13 protein-coding genes are annotated in these 14,107 nt (G+C 65.7%); 10 read left to right on the plus strand and 3 right to left on the minus strand.

Translation table 11 applies throughout. From position 1 onward, the window contains the following. Nucleotides 1-583: 583 nt before the first annotated feature. Nucleotides 584-847, plus strand: a complete 264-nt coding sequence (locus ABD255_RS43125; RefSeq protein ID WP_344222684.1) for a GNAT family N-acetyltransferase — start codon at nt 584-586, stop codon at nt 845-847. After that, complete coding sequence (locus tag ABD255_RS43990) at nt 802-999, plus strand: GNAT family N-acetyltransferase (protein WP_425554650.1); 198 nt, start codon at nt 802-804, stop codon at nt 997-999. The genes ABD255_RS43125 and ABD255_RS43990 overlap by 46 nt, the downstream gene beginning before the upstream one ends. Here the strand turns inward: ABD255_RS43990 and ABD255_RS43130 are convergent. Beyond that, nucleotides 996-1,274, minus strand: coding sequence for a hypothetical protein (locus ABD255_RS43130; protein ID WP_344222685.1), 279 nt, complete (start codon nt 1,272-1,274; stop codon nt 996-998). The genes ABD255_RS43990 and ABD255_RS43130 overlap by 4 nt on opposite strands. A 698-nt stretch (nt 1,275-1,972) precedes the next feature. After that, the gene (locus ABD255_RS43135) at nt 1,973-2,578 is read right to left on the minus strand and encodes a CGNR zinc finger domain-containing protein (protein ID WP_344222686.1); all 606 of its coding nucleotides are present in this window, start codon (nt 2,576-2,578) and stop codon (nt 1,973-1,975) included. A gap of 84 nt (nt 2,579-2,662) precedes the next feature. Between ABD255_RS43135 and ABD255_RS43140 the strand changes: the two genes are divergently transcribed. Beyond that, nucleotides 2,663-3,532 (plus strand): alpha/beta fold hydrolase, encoded by an 870-nt coding sequence (locus ABD255_RS43140; RefSeq protein WP_344222687.1) that lies wholly within the window; start codon nt 2,663-2,665, stop codon nt 3,530-3,532. Between the two features lie 358 nt (nt 3,533-3,890). Here the strand turns inward: ABD255_RS43140 and ABD255_RS43145 are convergent, their stop codons facing one another. Next, nucleotides 3,891-4,976 (minus strand): TIGR03619 family F420-dependent LLM class oxidoreductase, encoded by a 1,086-nt coding sequence (locus tag ABD255_RS43145; RefSeq protein ID WP_344222688.1) that lies wholly within the window; start codon nt 4,974-4,976, stop codon nt 3,891-3,893. A 158-nt stretch (nt 4,977-5,134) separates the two neighbouring features. On the opposite strand from ABD255_RS43145, the gene ABD255_RS43150 reads away from it, so the two are divergent. From ABD255_RS43150 to ABD255_RS43180, 7 genes are all read left to right on the plus strand, one after another. Continuing rightward, nucleotides 5,135-6,130, plus strand: coding sequence for a thiamine pyrophosphate-dependent dehydrogenase E1 component subunit alpha (locus ABD255_RS43150; RefSeq protein WP_344222689.1), 996 nt, complete (start codon nt 5,135-5,137; stop codon nt 6,128-6,130). Continuing rightward, a complete protein-coding gene (locus ABD255_RS43155; RefSeq protein WP_344222690.1) occupies nt 6,108-7,085 on the plus strand; it encodes an alpha-ketoacid dehydrogenase subunit beta in 978 nt (325 codons plus the stop codon). Before ABD255_RS43150 ends, ABD255_RS43155 begins: the two co-directional genes overlap by 23 nt. 28 nt (nt 7,086-7,113) lie before the next feature. Further along, a complete protein-coding gene (locus ABD255_RS43160) occupies nt 7,114-8,046 on the plus strand; it encodes an alpha/beta hydrolase (protein ID WP_344222691.1) in 933 nt (310 codons plus the stop codon). Nucleotides 8,047-8,133: 87 nt separating this feature from the next. Beyond that, nucleotides 8,134-9,177: an NAD(P)H-dependent amine dehydrogenase family protein gene (locus tag ABD255_RS43165; protein WP_344222692.1), complete on the plus strand. Its 1,044-nt coding sequence runs from the start codon at nt 8,134-8,136 to the stop codon at nt 9,175-9,177. A gap of 70 nt (nt 9,178-9,247) precedes the next feature. After that, nucleotides 9,248-11,368 (plus strand): hydantoinase/oxoprolinase family protein, encoded by a 2,121-nt coding sequence (locus ABD255_RS43170; RefSeq protein WP_344222693.1) that lies wholly within the window; start codon nt 9,248-9,250, stop codon nt 11,366-11,368. 2 nt (nt 11,369-11,370) lie between these two features. After that, the gene (locus ABD255_RS43175) at nt 11,371-13,128 is read left to right on the plus strand and encodes a hydantoinase B/oxoprolinase family protein (protein WP_344222694.1); all 1,758 of its coding nucleotides are present in this window, start codon (nt 11,371-11,373) and stop codon (nt 13,126-13,128) included. A 152-nt stretch (nt 13,129-13,280) separates the two neighbouring features. Then, entirely contained in the window at nt 13,281-14,090 is an 810-nt protein-coding gene (locus ABD255_RS43180; RefSeq protein ID WP_344222695.1) for an IclR family transcriptional regulator, read from the plus strand. Nucleotides 14,091-14,107: the final 17 nt, after the last annotated feature.

A 14,107-nucleotide genomic window follows, 5' to 3' on the forward strand; every position in this document is an offset into this window, starting at 1 on the left:
CCTGCGCCAACCTCGCCACCCGTCGCAAGGAAACCAGTGCGCCCAGCCGCTTGGAATGCTCGGACCGCGACGCTGCCTCGCCCGCTGGGTTCCCGTGGAATGGGCTCGCGGACCAACCCATGCCCGGGTGACCAGCTTCCAGTGGCGCTCACGGCGAAACCGACCAACTTTCAAGCGCCGTCGACATCGGCGCCGGCTTCCGAGGCGGGGCTACCAGGCAGGCCGCCTGAAGCACCGTCACATGTGCGAGACGCTGCCTGTCGCCAGGTCAAGTGCTCGCGCCAAGGCACTCGTGGTTGATGGACCGTGTACTGTCGGCGCATCTAGTGGCTTGTCTCGGATGGTTCGCCGTGTAATGGCTTCATACGGTGGGTTCGGCTTCAGCGCGCCGGGGTGGCGATCGCAGGTGCTGTGGCCGCGGGCCGGATTCGTGGTGGCGAAAGTGTTTGCTCGGCTGGGGTCACTTGGGTAGCGTCGCCGTTCGTGACCCGCCTCTGTGCAGTGAGCGCCTGCTCCTGGACCCGTACATTCCGGGGGACGAAGAGGGCTTCGTCGCCCTGTTCCAGGACGGCAGGGTGTCGCGGTGGATGGGCGACGGCCCCGCTTCGAGGCGGAAGACCGGGCCCTGTTCCGGCGGATCTTCACGAAGGCCTATGCCCATAACCTGTTCGATGTCTGGGCCGTTCGTCGGGATGGTCTCCTGATCGGGCACGCCGAGATCAAACCGACCGACGTAGTACAGGGCTACCAGATCATCTACGCGCTGGCTCCCGACGTGTGGGGATCCGGTCTGGGGAAGAGGTGGCCGAAGCGATTGTCGCCTACGGCTTCGACACTCTCGGGCTGACCGAGGTATACGCCACTGTGGCCGCGCCGAACAGTGCCTCGCTGACTCTGCTGGGCAAAATCGGCTTCGAGCGCGTCCGGGACATAGCTGAGGACGACGGCAGCACCACTCGCATGCTGGCACGTCGATTAGACCCGCCCGTCAGGTCCTAGCTCAGCGCGCAGGCGTGAGCGGACCCCTGGCTCGGGGCCGCAGCGGTAGGCAGTCGGTCAAGCAACCCCGGCCGGGTAGCGGGTCCAGTTCCGGAGGGGGAGTCGGGGGCGAAGGCGGCCTTCGGCTGGGCTCGGGCGTTGTGCCAGCGGATGTCGGCGACGATGGCGGCGTTCTGTTCGCCGTGGCTGCGGTGGTCGGTGCCGTTGAGGGCGAAGTAGCTCAGGGCGGCGAACTCGGACTCGATCCAGTTCAGCCACGAGCCGTAGGTTGGCATTAAGACCACCTGGACGTCGTTGGCCTCCACCCAGGCGCGGATTTTCGGGTGCTTGTGCGGGGGAAAAGTTGTCGAGCACGACGTACAGATTCTCCCTGGGCCAGCGGGCACGCAGCGCCTTGAGTAGGGACAGGAACTCGCGCCAGCGTTTGCGCGGCCGGATGCGATATACGTCTGGCCGGTGGCCAGGTCGAGGGCGGCGAGCATGTGCATCACCCCGTCGTAGCGGTTGTAGGTGGCCCGCAGCCGGCGCAGTGAACGCCACGACTTGCCCTTGCGGGGCAGAGATTCAGTGGCCCGAACTCGTCCACGCACACCACCCGGCCGTCGGTCCGGCGGGGTTTCGTAGAGGGCCAGGATCCGATGCATCTTGGTGATGAAGTCCGGTCGTTGGAGGACTTCCCGGTCGTGGTGGTCTGCCAGGAGACCTTGCCCTCGCGCAGTATGCGCCTGGCGAGATCGTGGGCGTCGCCTCGGAGGTCGAGAGCCCCTTCGAGGTTGTCACCCGCGTCATCGGGACGGTTGACAGCGGTCTCCGGCGCCGCGTGATGCGATCGTCGCGTGTGCCTTCTTCGACGTACTACGGCGACCGGGCTACGCCCGGGTCGCACCCAGGTTGCCGGTCAGCTCGATGGTCGGAGCGGGAACCGTCCACCTCCGGTCATTCCTGAGGTGCACAGGCTGGAGACTCGAACGGTTCAGTCTCGCTGCCGAACGGTTTCCCGCGCGCTCGCCCTGTGGCGTTCGTAGTAACGCGCGACGCGGGCGCGGTTGCCGCAGCGGGTTGGCGAGCACCAGCGCCTGCGGGGATGGGAAGGGATGAACAGCATGATGCAGTCGTCGGCCTCACATTCCTTGAGACTCACGATCGCAGGGCTGGTGAGCAGATCAGCGGCGGCCTCGGCGAGCATGGCCGCCAGCCGGACGCCGAGCCGGCCGGTGCGTTGATATGTGGCGACAACGGCCGTGCCGTCCCAGTGCAGGTTCCGCACAGCCGGTGCCGCACGTTGCGCCTCTGTCAGGCCACGGAGGACGCTCGTCGGCGGTCGGCTTCCTTTCAGCAACGCCCGGACGGCGGCTTCGGTGTGTTCCCGTACGGCGTGGACGAAGGCAAGGTCCGCCGATGTCGGCACAGCACCTCGCAAGTTTGAGTCGAGTACAGGCTCAAGCGCCAGCCAGGCACTCAACTGCTCGGTAGTCCCGAGCAGGTCTGCTCGGCCATCCGCCCCCAGTGGGCGAGTGTTCACCAGGTCCAGCCCCAGCAGCTCGCCGACCAGCGGACTGACATCGATCGGGTCGCGCATGCTGCTAACGCTACCAGGGTGGATTGATAAGTTAGATAGCTGCTGCTATAACTAATGCATCATCAGTCCAGAAAGGGGTGTGGTGTGTTCCCTCGGATCGCGCATCGCCGCGTCGTGGTCAACGGTGTGAAGGTCTTCTACCGGGAGTCGCTCCCGGATCGGCCCGATGCCCCGGTGCTTCTGCTGCTACACGGTTTTCCTTCGGCCTCGCACCAGTACCGCAGACTCATGGACTCCCTTGGCGGGCGGTACCGGCTCATCGCGCCCGACTACCCGGGCTTCGGGCACACCAGAGCTCCGGACGGGTTCAGGTATTCGTTCGACGATCTCGCCGATGTCATCGACGCTCTTGTCGGCCAGTTGGGCCTGACCCGGTTTGCGATGTACATGTTCGATTTCGGCGCACCGATCGGCTTCCGGCTGGCATTGCGTCACCCGGAGCGTGTCGCCGGGCTGATTGTCCAGAACGGCAACGCCTACGCCGAGGGGCTGTCGGAGGCGGCGCGCGAGTTCATCTCCTTGACGCCCGACTCTCCCGGAGCCGAGCAGACGATCCTGGACTTGTTCACCCTCGAAGCGACCCGCGCCCAGTACGAGGGCGGCACTTCCGATCCGGAGCTGATAGCCCCGGAGGGGTGGTTGCTCGACCAGTTCTTCTTGGACCGCCCGGGCCGCAAACAGGCGCAGCTCGCGTTGGCTTACGACTACAAGCGCAACGTCGAGCTCTACCCAGAGTGGCAGGCATGGTTGCGCGAATACCGCCCTCCTACATTGATCATCTGGGGTGTCAACGACCCGTTCTTCACCGAGGCCGGCGCCAAGGCGTACTTACGCGACGTGCCGGATGCCGCACTTCACCTGTTTGACACGGGTCACTTCGCTCTGGAGGATCACGTGCCTCAGATCGCTCCGCTGATTGCCGACTTCCTTGATGAGACGGCTGTTCCGGGCTGATCCTCGGTCCGGCGAGCCGTTGGGCAGTTCGCTCGCATGCGGGCGCGGCACATCCCGGACGTCGGATGGCCGGCGAACAAGCTGCGCGAACTCCCAGCGGCTCCGGGCGGGGCACACGTCCGATGCTGTGTCCTGTTCGGGTTGTTCGCGGGCGCCACCGTCGGCGGGACCGTGGCAGCCCGGAGCCTGATGATCCTGTTCGAGACCGCGTCGCAGGCGGTGACTTTTGGATGCCGTCCAGTGGCCGTCCTGGTCGGTGTCGGCCAGGAGGCCGAGCTGGCGAGCCATGTGGACGCCCGAACGATGCCACCGGGTGACTCATATAGATGTAAGGGAGGGAGCGAACGAGCGCATCAGATCAGGCTGGTCGGTCAGGGGATCCACACCGGACATCCCGAAGGCCGGCCTCGAGCAGTGGTAGTACTTCGGCTGCGAACCACTCGACGCGCTCCATGCAGGCTGCGTAGCTTCGGCCGGAAGGGTTGATCGCAAGCTCGGTGAACCCAGCCTCTGCGTACTGGTGGATGGCGTCGACGACCTGGTCCGCGTTTCCGGCGAAACTCGCCGTGGAACTGGGCTCGTCCGCCACGATGCCGCCGTTGGCTCCGGCGATGGCGCTGCTCAACAGTCCAAGAGCGGACTCCGCCTCCCCGAGACCGATCGTGTAGCGAAAGGAGAGCCTCCGGGAATCGCGGCCGCGCTGTTCCGCGCCGTCCTTGATCCGTGCGATGGTCTCCCCGAGAAGCGCCGGACGGTCGTCCCCCATGGGCATCCAGCCGTCGCCTACGCGCCACAGCCGTTCAAGCGACTTCCGCCCGGCGCCACCAGCGATCCAGATCGGGACGTGCGGTCTTTGGTAGCACCGGGGTTCGAACACCAAGTCGCACAGTGACACGAACTCTCCGTCGAATCGTGGCCGTTCCTCGGTCCACATGACCCGCATCGCCTCGAGATACTCATCCATGACTGCGCCTCGCCGGGCGTACGGGACGTTGAGCATGTCGAACTCGCGCTCCCACCAACCGACGCAGGCAGCGAGTGTCAGGCGGCCACGGGACAGGTCGTCGATCGTTGCTACCTGCTTGGCCGTCACCAGGGGACTGCGGTACGGGATGGCGACGCACGCGACGATTCGCAGACGCGTCGTGATCGTCGAAAGGTAGGCCGATGTGACAGCCCAGTCCGGCCAATCAGGCATCAAGCCGTCACCCTCCGGGCCGGTCGGGCAGACGGTGTGGTCGGAAACGGTGATGCTGTCGAAGCCCAGCTCCTCGATGCGCTTTGCGGCTCGCCCGATGCCGTCGAATCCGCCCCAGCGACCGTAGGGCCACAGCCACATCGAGAAGTGCACGACCGCCAGCCCTTCGGTGTTCGGTATTCGAGCAGGTGCTCGTATCATGCTCTCGAGAGGGATACGCGTCAAGTGATTCGTGCGCCGTGGCATCGGCGTTCGATCGATCCTGCAGGGCGAAAAGCCATTTGCTCGCCCGCTTGCGCTGCGAGGTCGAAGGTGTGCACAATACGAGCACATGCACGAAATGCGAGCAGAGAGGATGGTTCGTTGACGACGCACCCTCGCGGCGGCTTGTCAGGGACGGGTAGATGAGCACCACCCCTCAGCAGCTTCTCGAGCTCTACCGGCTCATGGTCCTGACAAGGTCCGTGGAGACGGCGATCGAACGCGCCCATCGAGCGGGCCGCATCGCCGGCTCCTTCCACTCGTCGCTAGGGCAGGAGAGCTGTGCTGCCGGTGTCTGCGCTGCGCTTCGTCCCTCGGATGTGGTGACCAGCAACCACCGTGGGCACGGGCACGCGCTCAGCAAGGGTGTCTCTGCCGCCGCTGTCATAGCAGAGCTGTACAAGAGGACTCATGGCACCAGTGGAGGACGCGGTGCCTCGATGCACCTGCACGACCGCGCCTCTGGCTTCTACGGCGAGACGGCGATCGTTGCTGGCGGTGTGCCGTGGGCTGCTGGCGTGGCTTGGGCAAAGAAGCGAACCGGCAGCGATGACATAGCGGTCTCCTTCGGAGGAGATGGTGCGTTCGCCAACGGTACGTTCGCCGAGACCATCCGGTTGGCGAAGTTCTGGGAGGCGCCCTGTCTGTTCGTGTGTGAAAACAACGGCTGGGCCCACTCGATGCCGGTGGAGCGGATCTTCGGCCCGCCCGGCAGTATCACCGAAGTCGTACGGGCGATGGGCGTACGCGCCGAGTGTGTCGACGGCCGGGATGTCGCCGCTGTTTACGAAGCCACCCAGGAACTCGTAACGCACGTCCGCGGTGGACAGCCGGCGTTCCTGGAATGCGTCGTCTACAGGGTTCGCGCTCACAGTATCAACGACGCCGACTACCGTTATCGCGGCAAGACCGACGGCGCCGATTGGCTCGACTCCAACGACCCGATCGCGGCGGTGCGGCACAAGCTGGACGAGCTCATGGCGGGGCATGCTGCCGCCGTTGACGACGACGTCACGCGCATCGTTGCGGAAGCGGTGGCTCGGGCGGAGGCCGGACAGTCCCCGACTCCGGAGGACGCGTTCAAGACCGTGTATGCCAGTGAAGGGTTGGAATGGCATGGCCAAGTTCAAGTTCGCTGAAGCCATTCGGGCGGCGCTCGACGACGAGATGGCCGCCGACGACTCGGTCGTCCTGATGGGCGAGGAGGTCGGGGCGCTCGGTGGCGTGTTCACCGTCACCAAGGACCTGATCGACAAGTACGGTCCCGACCGCGTCATGGACTCGCCCATCTCCGAGGGTGCGCTGGCCGGCTTCGCGGCTGGAGCCGCAACCGAAGGTGTACGCCCGGTTGTCGAGATCATGTTCTCCGACTTCGTCATGCTGGCCATGGATCAGCTCATCAACTTCGCGGCGAAGATCCACTACATGAGCAACGGGCAGTTCTCCGTGCCCATGGTCGTTCGGTTGCCGGGCGGGGCCGGGACCAACCACGGCCCCCAGCACTCGCAGAGCCTGGAAAGCTGGTTCGCGCAGACCCCGGGCCTCGTCGTCGCGATGCCCAGCACCCCCTCCGACGCGTACTGGATGATGCGTGAGTCGATTCGCCTCGACGATCCTGTCATGTTCTTCGAGAACAAGAACCTCTACTTCCGTCTCGCGGAGGAGATCGACCCCACCGAAGGGTTCCGCGGGCTCGGCGCGGCGGTGCGCCGAGAAGGCGCAGATGTCACCATCGTCTCCGCCGGGCGCATGGTCGGCATGAGCCTGGAGGCTGCCGACATGCTTGCCCAAGACGGCTACTCCTGCGAGGTCATCGACATGCGGTACCTATGGCCTCTCGATCTGGACACGGTGGCGCGCTCCCTCGAGAAGACGTCGAAGCTGGCTGTCGTGTATGAGGCCGTGGAGTACGGCGGCTGGGGGTCGGAGATCGCGAGCTGGGCCGCGGCGGAGCACTTCATGGACCTCGACGGCCCCGTCACCCGCGTGGGTTCGCATCGCGTCCCCATCCCGGTCGGCGTGCCCCTCGAGGAAGCTGTCGTGCCCACCCCGGCCAGCATCCACCAGTCAGTCCTCGAGCTCGCGAAGTACTAGAAGCGAAGTACTAGAAGAAGGACAATCCATGAGCAGCGACAGCGGCACTGAGATCACTCCGACCACGGTGACCTTCGACTCCGACGGCTTGACCCTCGAAGGCCTGTACTTCCGCCCTGCCGGCGCCGGGCCGTTCCCATGCGTGGTGATGGCCGGAGGTTGGTGCTACGTCAAAGAGCTTGCGCAGCCCACGTACGCGGCCGCGCTCGCAGCAGCCGGGATCGCGGCGCTGGTCTTCGATTACCGCAACTTCGGTGGCAGCGAGGGGCAGCCGCGTCAGCATATCGACCCCGCCCAGCAGATCGCCGACTACCGTAACGCTCTCGACTACGTCGAGTCGCGTGGCGAGGTCGACGCCAACCGACTGGGTGTCTGGGGAATTTCCTACAGCGGGGGACACGCCCTGATCCTGGGGGCAATCGACTCCCGGGTCCGTGCACTGTGCGGCATCGTGCCCGTGACCGACGGCTACAGCAACATGAGGCTCGCGCACGGAACGCTGGGGTTTCGGCGATTCCAGGAGCGCATCCTCGAGGCGCGCCGCCACAAGCACCGTACCGGCGAAGTTACCTACTTCCCGCATCAGCCTGCCGAGGAAGGCGCCCTCGCGACGTGGCCCTTCCCCAAGAGCAAGGAGACCTTCGCCGCCCTCCAGGAACGTGAGGCGCCCGCGTACCGCGGCGAGTCGACCGCGGAGTCCTCTGACCTGTTGCTGGGCTACAGCGTCTTCCCGTACCTGCCGCGACTGCTGGCCAAGCCGAGTCTGCTCATTATTGCCGAGGGCGACGACCACACCCACTGGGATTTGGCGCTGAAGGCGTTCGAAGGCATCCCAGGGACGGCGAAGGAAGCGATGATCGTCGCGAACGCAGACCATCTCACGCTCTACGCGGATCGAGACCGGCAGAACGCGGTGGCTCGAAAGGTTGCAGACTTCTTCCGGGCTGCCCTCGACTCATGACACCGGGCTGCCGACAGGTGCCCGCCTACAGAACCATCGACGGCTGTTCAAGACAAGAAATCCACTGAGCGAACGAGGTTGGACCTCATGTCCCGAGACATCAAGATCGGACTGTGCGGGCTGGGCAGCATCGGCAAAGCAGCTGCTCGCCTGCTGATCGACCACCGCAGCGGCTTCTCATTGGTCGGTGCCATCACCAAGGCTCCCGAAGACATCGGTCACACGCTGGGGGAGGTCGTCGGCTCGTCGCGCGCCTCCGACATCGTCGTGGGCAGCGAGCTGGACGAGCTGCTGGCCCTCCAGCCGGACATCGTCGTTTACGCCACGGGATCGTTCCTGAAGGAGACGGCCGATGACGTCATCGCCTGCACGAGTGCCGGCGTCAACGTCGTGAGCCCGTGCGAAGAGCTCGCGTTTCCCTTCCTGCGCGACGCCGACGCCTCGGCAAGGATCGACGCTGCCGCCAGGTCCAGGGGCGTCACGGTGCTGGGCACCGGCGTCAATCCCGGATTCATCTTCGACACGTTCCTCATCGCCGCCTCCGGGTGCAGCTGGGACGTGGAGTCGATCACCGGACGCCGCGTCGTGGACGTGGCGGGATTCGGCCAGAACATCCATCGCCGCCTCGGCATCGGTTACACCCCCGAGGAGTTCGAGGCCGGCCACCGGCAGGGCACCATCGCCGGGCACGTCGGCTTCCCCGAGTCGGTCCAGCTGGTCGCGGAACGCCTGGGGCTCACCTTGGACACTCCTGTCAAGGAGGTCTTCGACCCCTTCGTGGCAGAGACGCCTGTGCACACCACCTACGGAGATCTGGCCGCCGGACTCACAGAAGGGTTCGTCCAGCGGGCGAGCGGCACTGTGAACGGTGCCGAGATGATCGCGTTCGAGCTCGTCTTGCACCTTCGTCCCGCCGAAGCGGGAATGGAGGCGAGCGACTCCTTCACGATCCACGGGTCACACCCGGTCTCGGTCACTCTCAGGCCCGGCATGGACGCGATCCCAGCTACCTCCGCTCAGCTGGTCAACAGCATCCCGGGCGTCCTCAACGCGGCCGCGGGCCTGAAGACGGTGAAGGATCTGCCGTCCGCCAGCGCATGGACCAGCCTCGAGCGGACCATGTGGCGATGAACACCATTCCACCTGGCACGGAACGAGCCCCCGCCGGTCCACCCGTTCGGGCTCCCAGAGGGAGCGCGCTATGAGATTCGCTGTAGACACCGGTGGAACGTTCACCGACCTGGTGATCGAAGATGCCGATGGTCAGCTGAGCATCTACAAGAGCCCGACGACCCCGCTGGACCCGGTCCGAGGGATTCTCGACGCCTTTCAGGTGGCGGCCGGCGACCTCGGCTGCGATCGACGTGCTCTGCTGGCCGGTGGCGAGATGTTGTTCCACGGCACCACCCGAGGGTTGAATGCGGTGCTGACCGGCAACGTCGCCAAGACCGCGTTGGTCACTACTGAGGGGCATCCCGATGTTCTGGTGCTGCGCGAGGGTGGCCGGACGGGCATCTTCAACCAGCGTCGTGCCTACCCGGATCCGTACATTCCCCGGTCCCTAACCTTCGAGGTAGGGGAGCGGATCGGCGCACAGGGAGAAGTGGTCCGCGCCCTCGATCGCCGGCACGTTGTTGAGGTCGCGCGCACGTTGCGTGAGCACGAGGTCGAGGCGGTGGCAGTCTGCCTGCTGTGGTCGATCATCAACCCCGCACACGAGCTGCTGGTGGGGGAGGTGCTGGCGGAAGAACTTCCCGGCGTTCCGGTCACCTTGTCGCACCAGCTCAACCCTGCTCTGCGCGAGTACCGGCGGGCTTCGTCTGCCGCCATCGACGCGTCGCTCAAGCCGCTGATGACCGAGTACATCGCTGGTGCGCGCGCTCGTCTTGCCGAGGCCGGATTTGCCGGGCGCCTGCTGATGATGACTTCCTCCGGCGGGGCTCTCGACGCATCCGACGTGGCCGAGGCCCCCATTCACTCGCTGAACTCGGGTCCGTCGATGGCTCCGGTGGCCGGCCGCTTCTTCGCCAACCACGACGCCGTCTCCGAGATGGCGATCGTGGCCGACACGGGTGGTACCAGCTATGACGTCAGCGTCGTCAGGGATGGGCGGATTCCGTGGACGCGCGAGTCGTGGATCGGGCAGCCGTTCCTGGGCCATATGACGGGGTTCCCTTCGATCGATGTGCGCAGCGTCGGCGCTGGAGGCGGCAGCCTGGCTCGTGTCGACACCGGCGGCATGTTGCACGTCGGTCCCGAGAGCGCCGGCGCAGTGCCAGGACCTGCCTGTTACGGCCTGGGAGGGCAACGGCCTACGATGACCGACGCCTGCCTGGTGCTCGGTTATCTGGACCCTGACTACTTCCTGGGCGGTCGAACGCGTCTTGATCTCGAAGCAGCACAGCGAGCCATCTCCGAGCACGTCGCCGACCCCCTCGGTATCCGCGTGCACGAGGCAGCGGCAGCAATCTACGAGCTCGCGACGGAGCACATGGTCGGCGCGATCGAGGAGATCACCAGCCACCAAGGCATCGACCCGTCTCGCGCGGTCCTCGTGGGCGGTGGTGGCGCGGCCGGGTTCAACACCGTCGCGATCGGTCGTCGGCTCAGTTGTCCGGAGGTGATCGTCCCGGTGATGGGTCCGGCCCTCAGCGCCGCGGGGGCCTTGATCTCCGAGCTGGCCCGGGGTTTCGAGGTCAACGGAAAGACGTCCTCGGACGCGTTCGACTTCGCACGTGTCGCTGAGCTGATCGCCGAGATCCGTGGTCGTGCCGAGGAGTTCATCGGGGCGGCGGGTCCATCCATCATCTCCAGCGGCATCGAGTTCTCGATGGAAGCCCGTTACCCCAACCAGGTTTGGACCTTGGAGGTTCCCATTGACGAAGCCCTGACGACGACTGCCGAGGGTGTCGCGCAACTGGTCAAGGCGTTCCACTCCGCTCACCTCGAGACGTTCGCCGTGGCAGATCATCACGCGCCCATCGAGATCGAGAGCTGGCACGCACGGGCACGCTGCCAGCTGAGCGACCCCCAGCCGCCGGTGATGGAAGCCGAGGACGGCAAGCCCGCGGAGCGGCAGATCTATCTGCCCGGCAAGGGGTGGAGGGCCGCCGACGTCTGGCGCTTGGCCGACATCCCGGTCGACTCCGTCAACCACGGGCCGGCCGTTGTCGAGACCTCGACGACAGCAGTACTGATGGAGGAGGGCGCCAGGTTCACTCGGAAGGCGTCCGGCACGCTGCACGTCGTGCCGGCGGGCGCGGCCGGACCGGCGCAGGCGCGGACGTGGGCTCACGGCAGCACAACCGAAGGGACGGTGTGATCATGGACGGCGTCCGGATGGCGGTGATCAGCAGCAGGCTGAATGTCATCGTCGAAGCAATGATGAACACGATCTTCCGATCCAGTCGTTCGGGTGTGCTCAACGCTGCACACGACTTCTCGTGCTGCATCGTCAGCGCAGGCCACGAGCTCGTCATGGGGGCGGAGAGTTTGCCCATCCACATGATGAGCGGTCCGGACCTCATCGCACGTGCGGTCAGCGAGGCCTACCCCGAGGTTCGACGAGGCGACGCCTTCCTGCACAACTCGCCCTACAACGGAAACTCTCATGCTGCCGACCACTGCATGGTCGTTCCGGTCATCGACGATGAGGGCGTTCACAGGTTCACGGTTTTGGCCAAGGCCCACCAGGCCGACTGCGGTAACTCTCAGCCGACCACGTACATGGCGAACGCTCGCGACGTCTACGAGGAGGGCGCCCTGATCTTCGACGCCTGCCGGGTGCAGCAGGACTATCAGGACAACGAAGACATCATCCGGATGCTCAAGGCCCGGATTCGGGTCCCGGACCAGTGGTGGGGTGACTACCTGGCCCTCCTGGGAGCGGTCCGACTGGGAGAGCGACGGATGCTCGACCTGGGCGGCGAGGTCGGCTGGGACCTGCTCGACGAGTTCGTGGGCGAATGGTTCGATTACAGCGAGAACCTGATGGCTGCCGCCATCTCTGGTCTTCCTGCCGGTGGTTTCCGGGACACCACCCACCACGACCCATACCCGGGCGCTCCGGAGGGCGTCGAGATCAACGTCGACATCCTCGTTCAGCCGAGCGAGGGCCGCATTCGCATCGATCTGCGCGACAACGTGGACTGTCTTCCCAACGGGCTCAATCTCACCGAGTCGACAGCTCGGACCGCCGCCATGCTCGGTGTGTTCAACTCGATCGGTGACGGGGTGCCACCCAATGCGGGAAGTCTGCGTCGCATCGAGGTAGAGCTGCGAAAGAACTGTGCGGTCGGGATACCGCAGCACCCGTACAGCTGCTCGGCCGCCACGACGAACCTGGCAGACCGGGTGTCGAACCTGGTTCAGCGTTCGTTCGCCGCGGTCGCGGAGAATGCAGGCATGGCCGAGTGCGGCGCGGTGATCCCCGCCGCAGCCGCCGTCATCTCGGGACGAGACCCTCGGTCCGGCAACAACTTCGTGAACCAGATATTTCTCGCGGTCACCGGCGGCGCCGGTACCCCGTGGACCGACGCCTGGCTCACCATGTTCCACGTCGGCTGTGGCGGCATGTTGCGACGCGACAGTATCGAGGGAGCCGAGATGGCGCACCCCGTGCGCATCCACACCCAGAAGCTCGTGGCGGACACTGAGGGGGCGGGCTGCTATCGAGGAGCTCCCTCCGCCCGTGTCGAGTACGGGCCGGTGGGGACGACCTTGTCTGTGGCCTACGGGACCGACGGTGCTCTCCACCCTGCCCTCGGCGTCCGGGGCGGCCTGCCCGGCGGACTGAGCCAACACTTCCGCCGTGGGATCGACGGCGAGCTCACGCCACTCGGCTCCCAGGGGCTGATCGAGCTGCAGGACGGAGAAACGATCGTGTCCATCACCGCCGGCGGAGGCGGCTACGGGGAGCCGCGGGAGCGACCCGCCGAGCAGGTCCGCCGAGACGTTGCAGAGCACTGGATCTCCGTCGAACGCGCGGCTGAGATCTATGGCGTCCTGCTGAGCCGGGACGGAGGAATCGATGTCGAGGGGACACAGGCGCTGCGGGCCTCCTTGGTCGATGCCATGGCCTGACGGTTCCGGCAGGAGCAATCGCGGCTCTTCCGGGCGACCGCGTGGGCACCAGATGGGCATCCACAGGGCCTGCGAGGTGTGCGGACTCCACCGGGTGTTCGACACGGCCGTCAACCGCGCTTGGCGCCTCGCTGTCTGGGTATCCTGAACTCGTGGCTCACGAAGCGAACAATGGTTCGAAAAGTGGCGGTGCCGACGGCGGCATCCAGTCCGTGGCTCGCGCCCTGTCCATCTTGGAGCTCTTCGACGAACGGCGCTCCTCCCTGAACACCAATCAGGTGGCTGAGCTGACCGGTCTGAACCGTGGGACCGCCTATCGCTTCTGCCAGACCCTCCGCCGACTTGGATATCTCGAAGAGATACGGCAGAGCACGTTCCGGCCTGGGCTCAAGGTGCTGTCCCTGGCGCAGGCAGTGCTCGGCGGCATCGGTCTCGTTGACATGGCCATGCCGACCTTGCAGGCCCTTCGCCACGACACGGGTGAGACGGTGAACTTCGCGATGCCTGACGGCGCCGAAGTCGTCTACGTCGTCAGGCTGCTCAATGACGACCTGCTGGCTTTGCGGCTGGTGGTGGGGAGCCGGTTGCCGATGGTCAACTCGTCGTTGGGTCGCGCCATGCTCGCATTCATGCCGGAAGAGCGCGTGGTCGAGATCATGGAACGCAGCGACTTCCAGAAGATGACCCCCAACACCATCACCGATCGGAAGAAGCTGGCTGACGAACTGCAAAAGACTCGAGACCGTGGCTACGCCTTCAACGACCAGGAGATCGTGGTGGGAGTACGAGGGGTTGCCGCGCCGGTGATCGGCGCTGACTCGATGCCGATCGCGGCGGTCAACCTGTCCATCGCCCGGCCCATCCAGCCGGGTGAGGTCGAGTCCAATCTGGCGCCACGGCTACTGGCGGCGGCGGCGGACATCGGTGAGCGGGCCAAGCAGATCGACCGGTTCGGCCGCTGAAAGCGCCCCTTGGTGAG

This window comes from Kribbella sancticallisti, from assembly GCF_039530625.1.
GTDB classification, from domain to species: Bacteria; Actinomycetota; Actinomycetes; order Propionibacteriales; family Kribbellaceae; genus Kribbella; species Kribbella sancticallisti.

What these genes read in the sequence shown, in the direction of transcription:
- ABD255_RS43130 (WP_344222685.1), bottom strand. Translation starts at nt 1,274, where the DNA reads ATGCCAACCTACGGCTCGTGGCTGAACTGGATCGAGTCCGAGTTCGCC.
- ABD255_RS43135 (WP_344222686.1), bottom strand. Translation starts at nt 2,578, where the DNA reads ATGCGCGACCCGATCGATGTCAGTCCGCTGGTCGGCGAGCTGCTGGGG.
- ABD255_RS43145 (WP_344222688.1), bottom strand. Translation starts at nt 4,976, where the DNA reads ATGCCACGGCGCACGAATCACTTGACGCGTATCCCTCTCGAGAGCATG.
- ABD255_RS43150 (WP_344222689.1), top strand. Translation starts at nt 5,135, where the DNA reads ATGAGCACCACCCCTCAGCAGCTTCTCGAGCTCTACCGGCTCATGGTC.
- ABD255_RS43155 (WP_344222690.1), top strand. Translation starts at nt 6,108, where the DNA reads ATGGCCAAGTTCAAGTTCGCTGAAGCCATTCGGGCGGCGCTCGACGAC.
- ABD255_RS43160 (WP_344222691.1), top strand. Translation starts at nt 7,114, where the DNA reads ATGAGCAGCGACAGCGGCACTGAGATCACTCCGACCACGGTGACCTTC.
- ABD255_RS43165 (WP_344222692.1), top strand. Translation starts at nt 8,134, where the DNA reads ATGTCCCGAGACATCAAGATCGGACTGTGCGGGCTGGGCAGCATCGGC.
- ABD255_RS43170 (WP_344222693.1), top strand. Translation starts at nt 9,248, where the DNA reads ATGAGATTCGCTGTAGACACCGGTGGAACGTTCACCGACCTGGTGATC.
- ABD255_RS43175 (WP_344222694.1), top strand. Translation starts at nt 11,371, where the DNA reads ATGGACGGCGTCCGGATGGCGGTGATCAGCAGCAGGCTGAATGTCATC.